The sequence below is a fragment of the Lysinibacillus sp. fkY74-1 genome, from assembly GCF_053165895.1.
On the sequence record NZ_CP170173.1, the window covers coordinates 2,833,514 to 2,852,976 of the forward strand.

The window sequence follows — 19,463 nt, forward strand, 5'->3', positions numbered from 1 at the left end:
TATTGCCTCCTAAAGTGTATGTTTTACAGCCTGTAACACTTCTTCAAAAGTGGAATATTGTTGGCCATATTTAATATTGGGTCTTGCAATAAGAATTGTTTCTATAGAACAGGCAAGGGCTGCCTCTAGCTTCTCGTCTACCGAGCCCACTTTGCCGCTTTCTTTAGTGATCATTAAGGTCACTCCATATTGACGGAATAATGCTTCATTTAATTCCTTTGAAAATGGGCCTTGAATGGCTACAATATCTCGCTGTGCGACACCGAGCGCCTCACATTTTTCCATATTGTCAAGTCGTGGGAGCATACGAGCAATGACTCTTGTGTTTTCTAAGCCTTGTAAAACTTTCGTAAATGTAGCAAGCGTTTTACTGCCTGTTGTCAGCATAATGACACCACGCTTTTCAGCTGCTAACTGAGCCGCCTCTTCATAATCCTTTACAACTGTAATAAGTGGGTGAGCATAATGCTCATGGGCACGTTCATAGCGGATATATGGTACTTGCGCTTTTTCAGCTGCTGCCATAGCATTTTTCGATGCCTCTTCAGCAAATGGATGAGAGGCATCTACGACCAATTGAAAGCCTTGTTCCATTATAATAGTCGCCATTTCTTCCGCTGTTAGTCTCCCTATTAAGGAAGGCAAGCCAACGTCAGCAAGACTAGAGGCTGCCGATTCCGTCACAACAGTGGCAGTTACAGCATGACCTGTACTTTGCAATTCAAGGCCCAGATTTCTTGCATCACTCGTCCCTGCTAACATGAAAATCATTTAACGGGCTCCTTTTCATGATGATGATGGTCATGGTCATGGTGGTGGTCATGTCCATGATCGTGATGATGATGGTGATGATGATGGTCATGTCCATGATCGTGATCATGATGGTGATGATGATGTGCATGTCCATGAATAGCAGCGTAAGCACGATAATCTTCAAGATCTTGCATACCTGTAGATGTACCATTCATCGCTTGCTCAATACGCTCTAATAAAACATTTTGTAAACGTTCGTGGTAGCCAAAGTAGTTGGCAATTTGAATTTCACATGCAGGAAATTGCTCATTGAATTTCTCACACATAACATGCATACGCTCCATTAAAATACCAGTGAATAAAAAGTAAGGAAGCATGATTATTTTCTTAGCACCTAGTTTGACGCAGCGTTCAATGCCTTCTTCAACACGTGGGTCCGTTACACCCATAAAGGCACTTTCTACGTATTTAACAGGTAGTTTTTCCCATAGCAATCGTGTGATTTTATAAAAGTCCCCATTTGCATAAGGATCACTGCCACCTCGAGCAATTAATAAAACGGCTGTATCTTCCTGTTCTTGTTCTGTATTAAATCCAATTTCAACTAAACGATCTTGTAATATCGCAAATATTTCTTCATGAATGCCAATTGTTTGACCATATGTGAATGTGATATTCGGATAATGCTCACGGGCATGCTCGATTTCTGCTGGGATATGTAGCTTGGAATGACCTGCATGAAGTAATATAATCGGGATTACATGTACCTCTGTAGCACCCTTTTTCACACAATTTGTAATACCTTCTTCAATGTTAGGAGAAGCAAATTCTAGGAAACATGTTTCTACTAGATATTGTTCATCAATGCGAGATGTCATTTGCTCGATAAATGTACGTACCTCATCATTTCCTGCTGCTAAACGGCTACCATGGCCAACAAATAATATAGCTTTCATCTCTTTTCTCCTCACTAGTCGCCGCACGGAGCTGGCTCTATTTTTATTTTGGAAGACATATCTTGATACGTAAAATGCAATATCTTTTTCACACGCTTGAAGTATTTAAATAAGCGTTCGTTTGGATGCGCATTGGCTTTATATTCTTCAATAATATCTGTAATTAAAGGAATCAATTGTTCAGGCTCCAAGCCTTCTACAACAGGCTGTGCTGCATGAGCCGTACGTCCGACTGGTTTCGCTCCAATAAAGACATCAAATTTACTTTTACGATAGACAATCCCAATATCGTCAAATACTGCTCGATAACAAGCCATCCCACAGCCATTAAAGCCAATATTTAATGTTTTCGGTAAAGACAGACCACCAAGCTTTTCTTGAATTTCCTCCGCATATGGTATGGAATCTGCTTTTTCACCGTAGCAAAAATCGCAAGCCTTCAACGACAATACATCACCAATTGGTGCTAATAAAAAGCCCACTTGCTGTAATTTTTCAGTAATGCGTTCAGGCGTAGTTGTAGGTATTTTTAAATGGATTTGATGATCTGGTGTGTATTCCATCGATCCATCTTCGCCTACGACCTCTGCTAACGTCATCATTTGCTGTGGTGTAAAAAATTTATTGGCCACTCCAGGGCTCACTGCTAATTCAAAAATGGATTCTATTTTTTGTTGTACAAGCTTTGGAGTAACCTTGATAGCATTTGTTCCCTTTACCATTGCAAGTGCCGCTGTAGCCATTTCAAGTGCCGTTTTTTTCGGCTTTGGCATAACGGCTACACTGGGTTTATTCATTCGCCCTGCATTGGGGTCTGCCGCAAAGTCATTGCGTGCTGTTCCTGTCTCTTGATTCATCGCCCATGGCTCATTTTCTTCCCGTAAACGCTGATGTGGACGTAATGGCTGCTTTTCCTCGCCAAGTGTATATTTACGTTGGTAGCCACGTGGCGTAATCATTTTATTATCATAGAAAAACGTAGATGAGTTTCCGATAATGACGGTTGTCAGCATACCGATATCATGTTCCAACATGTCTGCCAATGTGGTCATCGTCACTTCTTGACGTTCTCGATAGGCACTTTTCACAAGCCCTACTGGAGTGTCAGGTGAACGATATTCTAAAAGAATTCGCTGTGCTTCGACAATTTGTCTTGTACGGCGACCGCTTTTAGGATTGTATAGAGCAATGACAAAATCGGCCATTGCTGCAGCTTCCACACGCTTCGCAATTAAATTCCACGGAGTGAGGTGGTCACTTAAACTAATGGTACAAGCATCATGCATAATCGGTGCACCAAGTAAACTAGCACATGAATTGATGGCTGAAATACCCGGGACAATCTCGACTTCAATACCAGTTGCCTCTGTCCAGCCTAGCTCAATTAAAACTTCATACACTAATCCCGCCATACCATAAACGCCCGCATCTCCACTCGAAATGACCGAAACTATACTTCCTGCCTCTGCTTGACGAACTGCCTCCTGAGCACGGGACACTTCTTCTGTCATGCCTGTACTGACAATAGATTTTGCACTCACTAAATCTTGAATCAGCTCAACATAGGTTTTATAGCCTATGATCATATCACTTTGTTGTAAAGCCTCTACTGCACGTGTTGTAATATGCTTAAAGTCTCCAGGTCCAAAGCCTACTACGAAAATTTTCCCTTTTTGCGCCATGTTTTTACCCCTCTTTCACCTTTTCAATCCCTTTAATGGCTGTCGTTTGCGCTGTTCGCTGCAATGTCCCTTCCCGAAGTGTATAAACATGATCGCTATGTAAGGATTCATGATGCAAATCCTGTACAAGTGTTCTAGCATGCTCCGTTGATGGTACACGGTACCAATTCCCCTGGGGGTAAGCAATAACCACACAAGCATCCTTACATCGTCCATTACAGCGTGTTCTTGTCGTATGTATTTCTTTATCTAGTGCGTTTCGCTGTATTTCGTCCCGTATAGCTTGGGTAATTTCTTCTCCATCCTTGTTCATACAGCTACTGCCATTGCAAATAAAGAGATGTGTTTTCATCCCCTCTAAATTCCACGTTGTCATTTTATGTCTCCCCTCTTTTGCTTTTGGAAAAAGAAAAACCTTTACTCTCCCGAAGAGTAAAGGTTTGTAGAAGCCAAATAAAAACGAATAGACTGAAAGACAGATCCTCGCTTTTGCTTCAACTTCTCCCTCCGAAAAGTTTGCATGCACAATCTGATAAGCAGGTTTCCTGACTTAAGCTTCATTTTACTGTCGCACCTTCCCTAGTTTGCACAGGTGGCATTGCGATTTCATCAGCTATTACAGTAGCGGGGGCTGTATTGGACTTTCACCAATTTCCCTATTATCTCGAGTTTTTCGAGCACTTATCGACGTTTTATATGAAATTTTTAATTGTATATTTAATAGAAAACTGTCTTAATCATATCTTATTATTTTAAAATTTCAATATTTCTTTAAAAATTCATGACAAATTTATCAATTTTATCAGAGAATTTTTGGTTATTTAAAATTGGGGTTGTTCCCTTTTATTCTCAAAATCCTTAGTAATCAGAATTTTCGAAATTGATAGTCTATTTCAAAATTTTTATAAAAAAGTATAGCATATTTATGGAAATTCGTGGTACACTTTGTCGTGAAATCTCACAACTTACTATTTTTGGTGTAAAATGCTCGTCATTTTACTTAAAAGGGAAGCCGGTTCAAGTCCGGCGCGGTCCCGCCACTGTAATAGGGAGCTTTATAGAAAATGTCACTGTCCAATGGATGGGAAGACCTATAAAGTGTTGAACTAGAGCCAGGAGACCTGCCGAAAATATGTGATCGTTTCATCCTACGAGGATAGGTGTGCGGCTTAGCAGATGAGAATGTTATTTGCTTTTTTAGCTATGCACTTTTCCAACAACGGAAAAGTGCTTTTTTTATTACGCACGCTACATTCTAAAAATCTATTTATAGTTTGGAGGAAGAAAATTGAAGCTGTCTTGGTGGAAACTTAGTTATTTTGTATTGGCTTTTTTAATGGTGCCAAAACGTGCCTTCGCCATGCATATCATGGAAGGTTTTTTACCAATCGAATGGGCTATTTTTTGGTGGGTAATCTCCGTCCCATTTATTATTTTAGGATTGCGCTCTATTCGTAAAACAATCGAAGAAAACCCAGAAACAAAAATGATTCTGGGACTGTCTGGTGCATTTGCCTTTGTTCTATCAGCCTTAAAAATCCCTTCAGTTACAGGGAGCTGTTCACATCCAACAGGGGTAGGTCTCGGAACAGTCTTATTTGGACCGTTAGCGATGAGTGTCATCGGGACAATTGTTTTATTATTTCAATCTTTACTTTTAGCACATGGTGGAATCACAACATTAGGGGCTAATGCATTTTCGATGGCTATCGTAGGTCCGTTTATCGTCTACTTTGTATTTAAAGGGGCGCAAAAAATGGGGTTATCGTTTTCATTAGCTATTTTCTTTGCGGCTATGCTTGGGGATTTAGGTACATATGTGGTGACTTCTATTCAATTAGCACTTGCCTTCCCATCTGAAGTCGGTGGCTTTATGGCTTCATTTACAAAGTTCGCAAGTATTTTTGCCTTAACACAAATCCCGTTAGCTGTGAGTGAAGGGATATTAACAGTTATTGTCATGAACTTCTTGAAAAAATATAATATTAGCGAATTAAAGTCTTTACGTGTTTTCTCTACAAAGGAGGCGCACTAATATGAAACGAAATTTATTACTATTAGCGATTGTAGTGCTATTGGCCATTATCCCGCTCTTCGTCCAAAAGGGAGCAGAATTTGGCGGAGCTGATGGTGAAGCCGAAGCTGCCATTGGAGAGATTAATGCAGAGTATGAGCCATGGTTTGATAGTTTATGGGAACCGCCCAGTGGTGAAATTGAAAGCTTATTATTCGTGCTACAAGCAGCTATTGGTGCTGGTTTTATCGGCTACTTTATCGGCTATATGCGTGGCAAACATAAAGAAGGTTAAGAATGATGTTACTCATTGATAAGTATGCGTATCTCAATAAGCTAGCGTACGTTCATCCTCTAGAAAAAATGATATTTTCATTAGGACTACTTTTATTCACGCTTATTATGAGAGAGGAACGACTTTCACTCATTACATTTTTTGTAATGAGTGCTTTTATCATTTGGGGTGCGAAAATCCCACTAAAATACTATGCGAAGCTATTATTACTACCAGGATTTTTCTTATTCACAAGTCTCATCTCCATCCTAATTTCGATAGCGCCAGCAACGCATGTATTACCAGCCCATATGGGATCATTTACGTATATGAGCTGGACAATTTTTATTGGGAGAGCCAGTATCGCTACCGCACAGCAGCTATTCTTTATCGTACTCGGCAGTATAAGCTGCTTATATTTTTTAATTTTAACAACATCTGTACAAGAGATTTGTTATGTGCTTCGCCAATGGAGGCTCCCTCCTTTATTAGTTGAGTTAGTAGAACTCACCTATCGTTTTATTTTTATTTTTTTCGAAAGCATGCAAAAAATTCATTTAGCCCAGCAAGCCCGCCTTGGCCATCATTCACCCATGCAATGGTTACGTTCGATGTCTATGCTGATTACAGCGTTGTTTATTGAAATGTTTCAGCGTAGTCGAGAGCTTAACAATGCCATGCAGGCACGTGGCGGTGAAACGGTTTATTGGCACGAAACGGCCGTCTATAATAAAAAAAACTGGCTCGGCATGATGGCTATTTTTTTATTCCTTATCGTATATGGAGGATACTTCTCATGACAGCATATTATTTTCAACTGACTAATTTGTCTTATGCCTATGCAGATGGAACAAAGGCTTTGACAGATATTTCACTAGACATTCCAAAAGGGAAAAAAATCGCTATACTCGGTCATAATGGAGCAGGAAAATCCACTTTATTTCAACATCTTAATGGCATTTTGAAACCGACAGCCGGAACCATTTCATTTAATGGGAACGAACTTCAATATAGTAGAAAAGCATTAAAAGCACTTCGCCAACAGGTGGGAATTGTCTTTCAAGATGCTGATAATCAGCTTTTTTCAGGAACCGTTAAGCAAGATATAGCCTATGGTCCATTGAATTTAGGTTGGTCTACGGAAAAAATTGAAGAAAAAATAGCCTGGGCTGTGGCACAAACTGAAGTAACAGAGCTACTTGATAAACCGATTCACTTCTTAAGTGTAGGACAGAAAAAACGTGTGGCAATGGCAGGTGTATTAGCGATGGAACCGGCTGTCCTTTTATTAGATGAACCAACGGCTGGTCTTGATAGCTATTATGCTTCTCAGGTTTTTCAGTACTTAGCCAAATTAGAAGACTGTGAACGAACGATTATCGCTGCTACTCACGACATTTCCCTTGCCTATGAATGGGCGGATCACATCATCGTCATGGAGGCAGGAAACATTATTTATCATGGTGATCCTATCGCCCTGTTCTATGAAGAAGAATTGCTAAAACGGGCACATCTTGAACGACCATGGGTCTTTGAAATGACCATGGCTCTACAAAAAAAGAAATTATGGCAAGAAAATATTTCAGTTCCTCGCTCTAAGCATGACTTATTACAATTGATCGAACAGCTACCCGTTCAGGTTTAATAAGCATTATTAATAATAAAATAACGGACAGCTCATCCCTTTACTGTTCGATTTTTCAAATTGCGAAGAAAAATTTTCCTCATTTACGAAACTTTTCTATCGCTTATCCGTATTAGTATAGTCGAGACCTATTATAGAACATCAAGGAGAGATACAATTGAAAAGTTGGTTTAAAAAATCAGTCGCTGTCGCAGCATCCGCTGCGCTAATGGTTCCTGTGGCTTCAGCTTTTGCAGAGGAGGCACCACATCAAACAGCGAAGAACGTATTAGCAAGCAATTCACAACATGCAGGTAAGAATCTTAAAAATGAAGACAAATGGATGAGTAAGGATACGATTATTATCAAGCATTCTGGCCTTGATAAAAGCGTACATAAAAAAATTGGCTCCAAGGTCATCCGCTCTATTCCTTCATTAGGCTATGATGTGATTCAACTTAACAAAGGTGTATCCATTGAAAAAGCCGTCTCTTACTATTTAAAGCAGCAAGGGATTACAAGTGTATCCCCTAGTTATGTCTATCATTCTTTCAACAAAGAGGCTGACCCAAAGATAAAAGATATGTATCATCTAAGCCTTTTGCAAATGGATCAGGCATTAGCATTAGCTGGGGAAAATGACGTAACAGTAGCTGTCATCGATTCGGGTGTTGATTTTAAACATCCCGACCTAAAATCTCAAGTACTCACACCTTATAATGCAGCTGCTCCGGCAAATACATCTTATCCAGGTGACCATGGGACACATGTTGCTGGGATTATTGCCGCAGCCAAAGACAATGGTATTGGTGGACATGGAATTAATCCACAAGCGAAGCTACTACCTATTGATGTCTTTAACGGAAAAGAAGGAGCAAATGATTTTATCATTGCACAAGGTATTCTGTACGCTATTGAGCAAGGTGTGGACGTCATTAATATGAGTCTTGGAGGCTATGGTGAATCCCCACTTATGCAGGATGTTGTTCAAAAAGCTATTGATAGTGGAATTACGATTGTTGCAGCCGCTGGAAATGAGTCGACAGATGACTATTCCTTCCCTGCTTCCTATGAAGGCGTTATAAGTGTTGGTTCCACGAATGATCGAAATAAACTATCCAGCTATTCCAATTACGGTCCTTCTGTTGATGTCGTGGCTCCTGGCGAAGACATCTACAGTACCGTACACGATGAGAAAAAAGGATCATCTTTTGTCAAGTTTAGTGGTACTTCCATGGCATCTCCTGTAGTGGCAGGCATCGTCTCCCTACTTAAATCAAAGCATCCGAATTTAAAGCCACATGAGATTGAAGCAATTCTTGAAATGACAGCACAAGATTTAGGTAAAAAAGGTTATGACCTTACTTATGGTCATGGGCTTGTCGATCCTGTGAAAGCCTTACAGTTCGATTTAAATAAATTACCTAAACATTATTCTGAATCCAAAGAAGAGCGTATCAAAAATGCCAAAGTTCTTGCCAAAAATACATTAAATATCGAACAAGGTGTTTTCGAGCAGCAAGATGAAAAAAAATGGTATAAGGTTGATTTAGAGGCAAATGAATATGCACAGCTAACTTTAAAAGGTGCTGAACAATACGACTATGCCTTTGATTTATACTTCTACCCTACTAACAAGCAGGGTGAAGTAGAGCCAATTAAAGTTAATGATGTTCGTGTAGGAAAAAAAGAAGGTCACCTCTTTAAAGCAGACCAAAAAGGAACATTGTTAATTGGTGTGAAAGATCATAATGGTAGTTATAGCTTAAAAGGCAAATCTACTTATATCTTTACAGCACAAACTACGAAAAACTCAGATTTACCAATCGATGCATTAAATAAGTCTTCAATGGAGTCTATTAAAAAGTTCCCATACAATACGGCAGGAAAAAACTATACCCTACTGTCTAAAGATCAACAAAAGGATCAAGATTATTTTACGTTTTCTGTAAAAAAACCGACAACATTGAAGTTTGATCTATCTGGTATACCAGGTGTTACTGCCTCTATGGATTTATACTTAAAAGAGGATTTCAATCCGATTCCACCAGAAGAGGTAAAGCAAGCTAAAAAAGAGGAAAGCGAAGAAGAAGAAGCCTTCCCAATTCAAAGCTCCTACGGTGCAGCTAAAGGTGAAGCAGTGAGCATGATCATCGATGCTGTACCCGATCAAGAGTACATTTTAAGTGTATCTAATGAGAGTAATAGCGAGTTTTCAATGGAGATGTTTTTCAGTGGTGGCATTGAAAAAGAGGAAACAGTCAGTGAGTCAATGATCCCATACACATTAAAAGGTGAGGTTGTTACGCTCCCACCAGATGAGGATGGACTACCATTAGAGGATGCCATGTATGACGAAAATGTCTCGGTCGACCAGTTACCAATAACACCAAGTACAACAAAAAAACGGAATGAAATTGAAGGCATGATGAATATGCTCATGAATTCCTTTACGACGGACAATTTAGAAAATGTTGATCCGATTATTAAGCAAGCTATTCGCTTCAACATTGGTGAGGATCAAAAAGCTTATTTCCAAACAGAATATGATGAGGACTACTTCTTATTTAAAACAAAAGAAGACGCTCTTTATAGCTTTAGCTTTAACAAAGATGCAAGCCAAATGCCTGCCGGTACTGTGTTTGAATATGATGAAAAAGCCAAGGAACTAATTCCTGTGTCGTCCTTAACCAATGACCTAGGCTTACTTTCGTTACTTCTTGGCTCTGCCGGTAATGAAAACGATGCAAAAGTAATGGCATTGAAGAAGGATAAAACCTATGTAGTAGCTGTTGTAAATGCTGGTGAACGTTCAACTGAGCCTTATACGTTGAAAACAAGTAAAATAGGTGATATTCCGAAAGATTATAATCCAGAGAATTATGAAGAAGCAAAGGCGTTAAAAATTCAACCTGGCACAACTTATAAGGATCATCTAATTTATCAAGACGATGAGGATTACTATTATTATAAGCAAGAGGGCAATGATGAAATTATGAGTTTATTGCTTTCCTCTGTTCCATTTACCAATGAACAATTAAATCAACTGCCAAAAGAGCTACAAAAGGACTTAAAATTTGCAGGTTCGATTATTGAGGATACAAACGGCAATATGAAAATTGATCCGAAGGAAATGGAAACAGCCATTCCATTTGGACTGAGCGATAATATTCTTGAGATACTCCTTGGCATGGTAGGAACGACAGACGTAAATACATCCTTTAAGGCTAAAAAGGATCGAGGTTACTTTATTCAAGTCAATAGCACGGGTCTTGGCCAAATGTCCATTCAGCCCTATACATTAACTTTGTTCGACCATAAACGAGCAGACGAAGATGCAGATTCCAAATTAGTGAATGGTGTACCAAGTAAAACGTCTGCCCTAACGAAAGAAGACGACAAATGGGTTGCCACACAATATTTAAATGCGGGTATTCCATTTGGAGATAAGGATTACTTTGAATTTAACAACGTCCAAAAACGTAATATCTTCTTCTCACTTCAAACAGAAAAAGCACTGGATGGTGTGATTCGAGTGATAGATGCCAACGGAAAAACAGTTAAAACTTTGGATCTTTACGGAGCTGGAGATGCTGAAGTAGGTACTGTGGAGCTGGACGCAGGCAAATACTATATTGAAGTTAGTGAATATTATGGCCAAGCAAGTACACAGCCATATACGTTAGAAATTAAATAATATCAATAAACTCCCCTAGATAACGAAATATCTAGGGGAGTTTTGTACAAAAAGCATATTCATCCTAAAATAAAATGCTGATTACATAAAATATTTGACATAATTACAGTATTCATCTTGCTTCATATGAAGCCTTTCATACAGCTTACGCGCATTCACATTATCAGCTGCTGTTTGCAGTGTCACATAGCGCGCATTCTGTTGCTCACAATAGTGAAAAACCTTTTCCATCAATGCCTTGCCCACCCCTAGGCCTCTAGCATCTTCCGTGACATAAATATCATTCAAAATATAGGCTCGCTGTAAAGCTATAGAAGAAAACGTTGGATATAATTGTGTAAATCCAACCATCTTGCCGTCTACTAACGCCATAAAAATGACTGACTCTTTGAGGGCCAATCGTAATTGTAAAAATGCTTTTGCGCTACTTTCGTCCGATTCTATACCATAAAACTGACGATATTCATCAAATAGCTTCGTTAACTCTTCTAGTTCGTTCATCGATGCTTGTAGTATTTCCATTCTTGTCTCCCCTTGTGTCTTCCCCTGATTGTTTCTAACATTATAAATCTAGTTTTATTATATAGGAAAAAATGGCACAAAGAAAAGAATACTCCTCTTCATCGAGAGAAGTTCTACTTAATTTCATTTAAATATGCTGCGACATCTTTCACGATATGCTGCCAGTTCAAATCCCTCCGCGCATCGGCTTGTAGCTGTAGACAAGTATTTGCCAACAATTCTTCCTGCTGAGTGACTTGCTGTAACGTCCGAGCTATACTTTCCCAATCATGTGTTGGATGAATACAGCCAAAACGTTGTTGCTGGGTAATATCTGCAGCCCCATCCACATCAGTTGTCACAATATAACAACCATTTTTAGCCGCCTCTGCAAAAACATGTGCAAAGCATTCAACTGTGGATGTTATGCAAAAGATTTTTGCCTTGCGATACTCCTCCTCTAGCTGCATCTTGTCTGAGATTGGCCCTACCATTGTGACTTGCGCAGGATAAGGATGACTGTCCAGTAATTGTTTTATTTCCTGCTGAAACGATTCAGACATAGGTCCTACCAAACGAAGCTCCCAGTCTGTCAGCTGTGCTGCTAGAAAGGCTTTTATTGTAAAAGTGGTCTGCTTCTCTGGTGCATCTAATCGGCCCACTGATAGAATTCTATTTTCTTTCTCATGAAATTGCACGGGCTCTGTGTGAAAATACTCATAAAAGCCATTTGGGATATGTTGAACATCTAATTGTGAAAACTCTCGAATGTCAGTTTGAATCGATACACATTCGGAGGTCAGAAGATCACAAAGCTGTAGCAATTCTAGAAAGTATGGATAGGTTTTTAATCGACTTAACCAAAATCGATTAACATCTAACTTCATATAAACTTTGCCATTAGGATTAAACTGCTTATACGTTTGAAGAATGGAAAGATAGGATGGGTAAGGTCCTATAGCAAAAACTAGATCAATGTCCTTGGCATGCTTGACTAAATAAGCATTCATATTGGCAACATAATCAATCCCTATTGGAATTCGCTCGAATTTAACAGTCGGAAAAGATTGTTGCAGCAGAGCTTCATTCATCTCTGCCGTCACTATACTAACTTCATAGCCTAAATACTCCCCTAGTAAAATAGGCACTAAACATAGATCTTTGAAGATGTGTGCATCGGAAAGTTTAGCTGATTCCACGCTACAAATAAATGCGATTCTTTTTGTCATTGAATCCCTCTTTCTTAAAAAGCGCTCTTTCCTAGTTTATGCCCACACCTGTCAAACGTGTATAACTTAGTAAAATGTCACCCCCTTCTCCATAGATCTCTAGCAAAAATAAATGCAATCCATAAAATTACTCTCTTAAAAAACTTATGTTAACAAGCAATTGCCTATAATAGACCTCTATCCCCGCATATTGTAATAAAGAATCTGTTCAGTGAACCTGACAAACTAAACTACCTAATCAGGATGGAGGGATAAAATGAAAATAAGCTTTTTATCACCTGCGTTTAATAGTGAAGAATGGATCTTAACAATGCTTGACAGTATTCCTAAAGAATATGCCTATGAAATTATCGTTGTAGATGACGGCTCCACAGACAATACGTTAGCCATTTTACAGGACTATCAAAAAGTCTGCCCAGCTTTAAAAATCATTGTTCATCCAACGAATCTAGGTGCAAGTGTTGCCTATAACCGATGCATTGCTGAAGCAACAGGTGATTATATTGCCATCATCGATAGTGATGACCATTATTTGCCTGCCATCCGCAATGTATTAGCACAGGTGGATGGTGAATTTGATATTTACTACTACAACATGATTATTAAGAATGGCTATGCGTTTATTAAAGATGAATCAAATCGTTACTCATTGCCAGGACAATTTAAAATTATTCGAAGAAGCTTCATCGGGGATGCGAAGTTTACGATACGTAAGGATATTGCAGGAGATTGGGATTTTAATTGTGCGCTTATGGACAAAAATCCAACCAGCAAGTATACCCATGAATACGCTTATTGGTACAACTATCCACGAGAAAACTCAGAATGTGATTTGCATGAAAGAGGATTGAAATAATATCATGAACGGACGTAAGCATGTGGGAGGTGTCACAAACCATACAATGTTTAAAGATAAAACTTTACTGATTACTGGAGGAACAGGGTCTTTTGGTAATGCGGTATTAAATCGATTTTTAAATACGGATATTAAGGAAATACGCATTTTTTCAAGGGATGAGAAAAAGCAAGATGATATGCGAAAGCTTTATCAGAATTCTAAAATTAAATTCTATATCGGGGATGTACGTGATTTACAAAGCCTCCACCCTGCTATGTATAACGTAGATTATGTGTTTCATGCTGCTGCGCTTAAGCAAGTGCCCTCTTGTGAATTCTTCCCTTTAGAGGCAGTGAAAACAAATATTATAGGAACAGACAATGTTTTAACTGCGGCTATTCAAGCTGGCGTTAAAAAAATTATTTGTCTATCAACAGATAAGGCAGCATACCCTGTCAATGCAATGGGGATATCCAAGGCGATGATGGAGAAAACATTTATTGCTAAATCGCGGATGGTCGACCCTAAGCAAACATTGATTTGCGGCACTCGATACGGTAATGTGATGGCTTCAAGAGGTTCGGTCATTCCACTTTTCATCGAACAAATAAAAGCCGGCAAACCTTTAACCATTACCGATCCTCACATGACTCGTTTTATGATGAGCCTTGAGGAAGCAGTTGAATTAGTATTATATGCCTTCTTACATGCCCAAAATGGCGATATTATGGTGCAAAAATCACCCGCTGCTACGATCGAGAATTTAGCACAAGCTCTCCTTGAAATTTTCCAAGTGAACAATGCCATTCACATTATCGGCACAAGGCATGGGGAGAAACGATATGAGGTATTATGTACTAAGGAAGAAGCAGCAAAGGCCATAGATTTAGGTCATTTTTATCGAATTCCAGCAGATAATCGGGATTTGAATTATGGAAAATACCTGGATGAAGGCTCTCCTAAGATTACGTTATCGGATGAATATAATTCCAATAATACACAAATGTTAAACGTGGTGGCCATTAAAGAAAAGTTACTAACCTTATCTCTAATTCAGGAAGAGCTGCTCCATTGGACTGGAGGAACACCATGAAATTTTTAGTGCTAGGTGCTTCTGGCATGGCTGGTCATACCATTTCCATCTATTTGCGAGAGCAAGGACATGATGTGACCACGTATACGAGAACTGCTTTCCCATTTGGACAGAATATTACTGGTGATATTACGGACCTAAACTTTTTATGTTCACTTCTTCAAGACCATCATTATGATATCGTCGTTAATTGTATCGGTATATTAAATAAAGCCTGTGAGGAAAATTCTGAAAAGAGTATTTTCTTAAATAGCTATTTACCACATGCGATCGTATCTCTCCTTGAAAACCGCCAGACGAAGCTTATTCATATGAGTACAGATTGTGTATTTTCAGGAGAAAACGCACCCTATTATGAAAAAAGTGTACAGGACGGAACTACATTTTATGACCGCACAAAGGGTTTAGGCGAAATTAATCATAAGAAGCATTTAACTTTCCGTAATTCAATTATTGGTCCTGATTTGAAGAAGGATGGAATTGGGCTTTTCAATTGGTTTATGCATCAAAAAGGCCCTATTAACGGCTATACTGGTGCTATTTGGACCGGGGTTACAACGCTCACCTTAGCAAAAGCCATCGAGCAAGCGGCCCAAGAAGGAATAACTGGACTCTATCATCTTGTAAATACATTACCTATATCTAAATACGATCTTCTTCAGTTATTGAATAAGCACTTTATGGACCATACAATAAAGATTACTCCTCATCCGCTTGTTAATGTTAATAAAACATTAATAAATACTAGAAATGATTTTTCCTTTACAGTCCCTAGCTACGAAGAAATGATCATCGACATGAAAGAATGGATATTGCAGCACAAGGATTTATATCCTCACTATATTTCTTAAAAACTTCAACTCTATTATGAGTATCGTTATTCATAATGGAGTTTTACTATTGAATGACTGTGCCCACTGGCAATTGTCCTTCTTTTATCCAATTAGCTACAAAACAATTGAAAAATGCAGGCTGAGCAAATGATACTCCATGTCCTATGTTGTTTAAAATGACCCCTTTCGCATTTGGATGGCTTTGTACAAGCGCTTGTGCGGACTTTTTCATTATTTTTTTCTCTTGATTGCCAACAGTAATTAAAATATTCCCCCGTGCATTGTGGAAATTGTGCGGGATTGAAAACGTCATGTTCTCTTGTAAAACCTGAATTAATGTATCGTATGTCATTTTAGAGCTATCATGATAATAGTCGTTAAAATAGCGATCATCGATGTATAAGGTTTTCGCTTGAAGCTTTGCGAAGGCTTTATTTTTAATAAGCGGGAATGAGAATCGCAGAAGCGGCCGAATCATCCATGCTGTAGTAGGAGAAGGGATAACAAGAGCACTATTAATTATCGAAAAGTGGATTAAACTAGGCTTTATACTTAACATTTGTATGGCAATTTGAGCACCTAATGAAAAACCAATCACAATGATCTGCTTGCCATTCCCCTTTTCCTCTAAAAGCTGTACGAGATGTTGTGCACACTGCTCAATGGAAAATGGATGATTGGACATAAGCTCAGGTACCACACAGTGATAATTGAAGAAGTACTGAATTTGTTGTTCCCACATCCATCCCCCGACACCACCCCCATGAAGAAACATCATTACCGGACCGCTGATATCACCATACTCTTTATACTGCATAATGGAAGTACACACCTACTTTCGTTGATTTTCATCTGGTTAAAAAGCTATTTTGTATTTCCTGGGAAATTGTCATGCATGCCTGATTAGCTCTATCATCTCCATATAGCTCTCATCAACCGTTGCAGTATACCCCTAAATCCTTTAATCCCGTGAAAATTGACCATCTTTTAAATGTGATCATCCCAAAAGTCCTTACTAAAACTGGTGTTTGCCTGATGTTTCCCTCCTGGCTTTACAATATCGGACCCTCTCAAAATAACACCTTTTCCAAATTTCTGTTCAATTTGATCTACCAATTTAATAATCGGTTCATCTTTAATATGTTCTTCAAAATCAAAAAAAGTTAACTGCTGTGTCATCTCTTTAATGTCACTAACATTTGAAATAGTCACACCAAGTAATCGGACAGGTTCCTCATTCCAATTTTTATTAAATAGATTCCATGCCTGTTCAACTATATCCTCTTTTAAAAATATCGCGTTATTGACTGATTTACTCCGAGTATAGGTTTCCCAAGAAGCTGTACGAATTATAATACTCACAGTCACACCAGCAAGTTTTTTAGCTTTTAACCTCTCTGCTACCTTTTCAGAAAGTGTTGTCAATATTTTATATAATTCATCTCGGTCAGTCGTATCTTGTGAGAGTGTTGTTGAATTTCCTACACTCTTCGTATCATATATTGCTTCTGGATCAACAGGTCGATCATCCTCGCCATTGGCCTTCTGTTTCAAACGAAGTCCGTTGATGCCAAATTTCTGTTTTAATGTGTATTCATCAGCCGCAGCTAACTCTCCAATTGTTTGTATACCTAATTCTTTTAATTTTTCTGCAGTGCTCTTCCCAATTCCATGCATTTCTTTAACATGCAATGGCCATAAAACTGATGGGACATCACGTTTACGTAATATTGTGATGCCCATCGGCTTTCTCATATCACTGGCCATTTTTGCTAAAAACTTATTGGGCGCAATGCCTATTGAACAAGGCAATTGTAGCTCGTTCCAAATTCGATTTTGTATACCATGTACATGCTCTAACACATTTTGTCCTTCGATTATAGGCAATTGTATATAACCTTCATCTATAGAAACTGGTTGAAGTATGTCACTATACTCTTTCAGTAATCCAAAAAAGGATTTTGAGGCAGCTCTATATCGATCAAAATTTGGAGGTAATACAATTAACTCTGGGCATTTTCTTCTTGCTTCACCGACATTCATGGTAGTATAAACACCACTTTTTCTAGCCTCATAGCTACATGTAATAACGATACCCCTACGTTCTTTTGGATTACCTGCAATGGCTATAGGTTTTCCTTTTAATGATGGATCATAAATTTGTTCTACTGAGGCATAAAAGCAATTAAGGTCAATATGTAAAATGATTCTTCCTTTATGCAATTTCTTTCACCTCATTTTAACTTTAATGTTAGCTATATTTTATCACATGCGAGTCCTTTTACACTTAATCTACTGACTTAGCAAAGCATGTTTTTTGTATACCTCTTTGTTATATTGGCACCTCATTCACATTAAAACATATATGAATCATAGCCAAAAAATTATATACATTCTGCGGGATTACATTGATACCTGCCATAGCTATAGGCTTGCTCATAAAATAAATAGGACGGTTAGTCAACAAATGCATAGTCACCATTACTTTCGAGAATATCCTTTAAGATAATTAATGCTTGCTCCAGCTGATATTCGGGAGCTGCTATCGCCATACGCACAGCATTTACTGGCTTTGCATTGCCGACTGCAAATCGTTCTGCTGCATATACCTGTACACCGGCTTTCGAAGCCAGCAATTCAAATTGTACACCTGTGAATTTCTCTGGCAAGAGGAGCCATCTAAAAATACATTCCTCATCACCTAGAATGTGATACTCTGCTAAATAATGATTAACTAGTGCATTTTGCTGTTTTGCATATGCTCGATGTTTTTCCAATATCGTTTGTGCGACCCCCTCATGTATCAATCTTGCTGCAAGCTCTAGCATAATTGGAGAGACTGATATATTGATATTATAGAGAGTCTCCATTATTTTTTTACGAAGAGCAGGAGGTGTGACAATAAAGGAGAGTCGTAACCCTGGTGAGATGGTTTTCGATAGGCTAGCAATATAGATTACTTTATCAGGTGCATAGGAAGCAATCGGTGCATATGGTTTTTCCTTTAGAAAACTATAAATTGCATCCTCAATGACCACCAAATTTTTCTGTCTAGCTACTTCCGCAATCATTTTTCTTGTTTCCACCGACATCGTATGTGTTGTTGGATTATGAAAATCAGGGATGACATAGATACCTTTAATATGTTCATTTTTACAAGCATACAACAGTCCTTCTTTTGTCATTTCGCCCCGGCATTGTTGAATAGCAACAAGCTGTATGCCTAGCATATTCGCGGCCGTTTTCATCCCAGCGTAAGTAATGGGATCTGTCCCAATTCGATCCCCTGGCTGGAATAATGCCGCAAGTGTTCCGACAATGGCATTTTGTCCGCCCGCGCCAAGCAAAATGGGCTGATCTGTTTGAAAGTTCACCCATTCGAAGAGCTTTAGCACGGCCTCATTTTGCCATGCATTGCCCTCAGGTCGTCCATATTGAAATAGTTTATTGAAGCTAGGTTCACCTACCATTTTTTTCATATAGCGAGTAATATCCTCATTGACAAAGTTGTCTGGTAATACGGAGCCCATTTCAATCATGGGGGTCGTACGGTTTGTTGGTAATAAAATTTTATTGCTAGCTGCATCCGTTGAAACAAATGTACCACTACCAATCGAGGCATATATTAATCCCTTTTGTCCACAGAGCTTAAATGCACGTGTAATCGTGCTTAAATTCACATCTAAAAAATCGGCTAATTCGCGTTGTGGTGGTAATTTTGTTCCTGGCGTTAGCTTTCCTTCTTTAATGTCTTCCTCTAGCTGTTGTGCAATGGCTATATATAATGGAGCCGTGCTATTACTAATATCTGGCTTCCAACTCATAGGATACGCATCAAATGAATTAATAGGCATTCGCAAAGCGCCTTCTTTCTATTAATTTGCATACAATAGTTTAATTGTCTTGCATACAATGATAATATTGTATGCAATCGATGACAATGATATAATTTTTAAAAAATCAGAAAAA

17 protein-coding genes and 2 riboswitches are annotated in these 19,463 nt (G+C 38.6%); of the genes, 8 read left to right on the plus strand and 9 right to left on the minus strand.

Going from position 1 to position 19,463, the window contains the following annotated elements; all coding sequences use genetic code 11:
• Window positions 1-9: 9 nt before the first annotated feature.
• Genes cobK through ACE1MS_RS13900 form a run of 4 tightly spaced genes read right to left on the minus strand, consistent with a single transcriptional unit; the run spans window position 10 to window position 3,767 of the window.
• Window positions 10-771, minus strand: coding sequence for a precorrin-6A reductase (gene cobK / locus ACE1MS_RS13885; RefSeq protein ID WP_031417486.1), 762 nt, complete (start codon window positions 769-771; stop codon window positions 10-12).
• Window positions 768-1,709, minus strand: a complete 942-nt coding sequence (locus ACE1MS_RS13890; RefSeq protein ID WP_447402420.1) for a sirohydrochlorin chelatase — start codon at window positions 1,707-1,709, stop codon at window positions 768-770. The genes cobK and ACE1MS_RS13890 overlap by 4 nt, the downstream gene beginning before the upstream one ends.
• A 14-nt stretch (window positions 1,710-1,723) precedes the next feature.
• The gene (cobJ, locus tag ACE1MS_RS13895; protein ID WP_198694964.1) at window positions 1,724-3,391 is read right to left on the minus strand and encodes a precorrin-3B C(17)-methyltransferase; all 1,668 of its coding nucleotides are present in this window, start codon (window positions 3,389-3,391) and stop codon (window positions 1,724-1,726) included.
• Window positions 3,392-3,395: 4 nt separating this feature from the next.
• A complete protein-coding gene (locus ACE1MS_RS13900) occupies window positions 3,396-3,767 on the minus strand; it encodes a (2Fe-2S) ferredoxin domain-containing protein (protein ID WP_036164078.1) in 372 nt (123 codons plus the stop codon).
• Window positions 3,768-3,909: 142 nt separating this feature from the next.
• Window positions 3,910-4,091: riboswitch (cobalamin riboswitch) on the minus strand.
• Between the two features lie 258 nt (window positions 4,092-4,349).
• A riboswitch (cobalamin riboswitch) is annotated at window positions 4,350-4,534 on the plus strand.
• Window positions 4,535-4,679: 145 nt separating this feature from the next.
• Here ACE1MS_RS13900 and ACE1MS_RS13905 point away from each other — a divergent pair.
• The 5 genes from ACE1MS_RS13905 to ACE1MS_RS13925 all read left to right on the plus strand — a co-directional run bounded on the left by ACE1MS_RS13905 (window position 4,680) and on the right by ACE1MS_RS13925 (window position 11,000).
• Window positions 4,680-5,426 carry an energy-coupling factor ABC transporter permease gene (locus ACE1MS_RS13905; RefSeq protein WP_031417479.1) on the plus strand — a complete coding sequence of 249 codons (747 nt, stop codon included), beginning with the start codon at window positions 4,680-4,682 and terminating at the stop codon, window positions 5,424-5,426.
• Between the two features lies 1 nt (window position 5,427).
• On the plus strand, window positions 5,428-5,700 hold the full coding sequence (locus ACE1MS_RS13910) for an energy-coupling factor ABC transporter substrate-binding protein (protein WP_008178258.1): 273 nt from the start codon (window positions 5,428-5,430) through the stop codon (window positions 5,698-5,700).
• A 2-nt stretch (window positions 5,701-5,702) separates the two neighbouring features.
• Window positions 5,703-6,479, plus strand: a complete 777-nt coding sequence (gene cbiQ / locus ACE1MS_RS13915) for a cobalt ECF transporter T component CbiQ (protein ID WP_227256879.1) — start codon at window positions 5,703-5,705, stop codon at window positions 6,477-6,479.
• A complete protein-coding gene (locus ACE1MS_RS13920) occupies window positions 6,476-7,324 on the plus strand; it encodes an energy-coupling factor ABC transporter ATP-binding protein (RefSeq protein WP_012295004.1) in 849 nt (282 codons plus the stop codon). Before cbiQ ends, ACE1MS_RS13920 begins: the two co-directional genes overlap by 4 nt.
• A gap of 157 nt (window positions 7,325-7,481) precedes the next feature.
• The gene (locus ACE1MS_RS13925) at window positions 7,482-11,000 is read left to right on the plus strand and encodes a S8 family serine peptidase (protein ID WP_447402421.1); all 3,519 of its coding nucleotides are present in this window, start codon (window positions 7,482-7,484) and stop codon (window positions 10,998-11,000) included.
• An 81-nt stretch (window positions 11,001-11,081) separates the two neighbouring features.
• Here the strand turns inward: ACE1MS_RS13925 and ACE1MS_RS13930 are convergent, their stop codons facing one another.
• A complete protein-coding gene (locus ACE1MS_RS13930; protein WP_012295006.1) occupies window positions 11,082-11,522 on the minus strand; it encodes a GNAT family N-acetyltransferase in 441 nt (146 codons plus the stop codon).
• A gap of 113 nt (window positions 11,523-11,635) precedes the next feature.
• Complete coding sequence (locus ACE1MS_RS13935) at window positions 11,636-12,730, minus strand: glycosyltransferase family 4 protein (protein ID WP_447402422.1); 1,095 nt, start codon at window positions 12,728-12,730, stop codon at window positions 11,636-11,638.
• A gap of 256 nt (window positions 12,731-12,986) precedes the next feature.
• Here ACE1MS_RS13935 and ACE1MS_RS13940 point away from each other — a divergent pair, with 256 nt between their 5' ends.
• From ACE1MS_RS13940 to ACE1MS_RS13950, 3 genes are read left to right on the plus strand one after another with little or no spacing between them, the layout of a single operon-like run.
• Window positions 12,987-13,586 carry a glycosyltransferase family 2 protein gene (locus ACE1MS_RS13940; RefSeq protein WP_012295008.1) on the plus strand — a complete coding sequence of 200 codons (600 nt, stop codon included), beginning with the start codon at window positions 12,987-12,989 and terminating at the stop codon, window positions 13,584-13,586.
• A 46-nt stretch (window positions 13,587-13,632) separates the two neighbouring features.
• Entirely contained in the window at window positions 13,633-14,661 is a 1,029-nt protein-coding gene (locus ACE1MS_RS13945) for a polysaccharide biosynthesis protein (protein ID WP_036162823.1), read from the plus strand.
• The gene (locus tag ACE1MS_RS13950) at window positions 14,658-15,512 is read left to right on the plus strand and encodes an SDR family oxidoreductase (protein ID WP_036164083.1); all 855 of its coding nucleotides are present in this window, start codon (window positions 14,658-14,660) and stop codon (window positions 15,510-15,512) included. Before ACE1MS_RS13945 ends, ACE1MS_RS13950 begins: the two co-directional genes overlap by 4 nt.
• A 46-nt stretch (window positions 15,513-15,558) precedes the next feature.
• Here the strand turns inward: ACE1MS_RS13950 and ACE1MS_RS13955 are convergent, their stop codons facing one another.
• From ACE1MS_RS13955 to ACE1MS_RS13965, 3 genes are all read right to left on the minus strand, one after another.
• Window positions 15,559-16,311, minus strand: coding sequence for an alpha/beta fold hydrolase (locus ACE1MS_RS13955; protein ID WP_197225276.1), 753 nt, complete (start codon window positions 16,309-16,311; stop codon window positions 15,559-15,561).
• A gap of 170 nt (window positions 16,312-16,481) precedes the next feature.
• Entirely contained in the window at window positions 16,482-17,717 is a 1,236-nt protein-coding gene (locus ACE1MS_RS13960) for a DNA polymerase IV (RefSeq protein ID WP_426388456.1), read from the minus strand.
• A gap of 233 nt (window positions 17,718-17,950) precedes the next feature.
• Complete coding sequence (locus tag ACE1MS_RS13965; RefSeq protein ID WP_447402423.1) at window positions 17,951-19,348, minus strand: aminotransferase-like domain-containing protein; 1,398 nt, start codon at window positions 19,346-19,348, stop codon at window positions 17,951-17,953.
• Window positions 19,349-19,463: the final 115 nt, after the last annotated feature.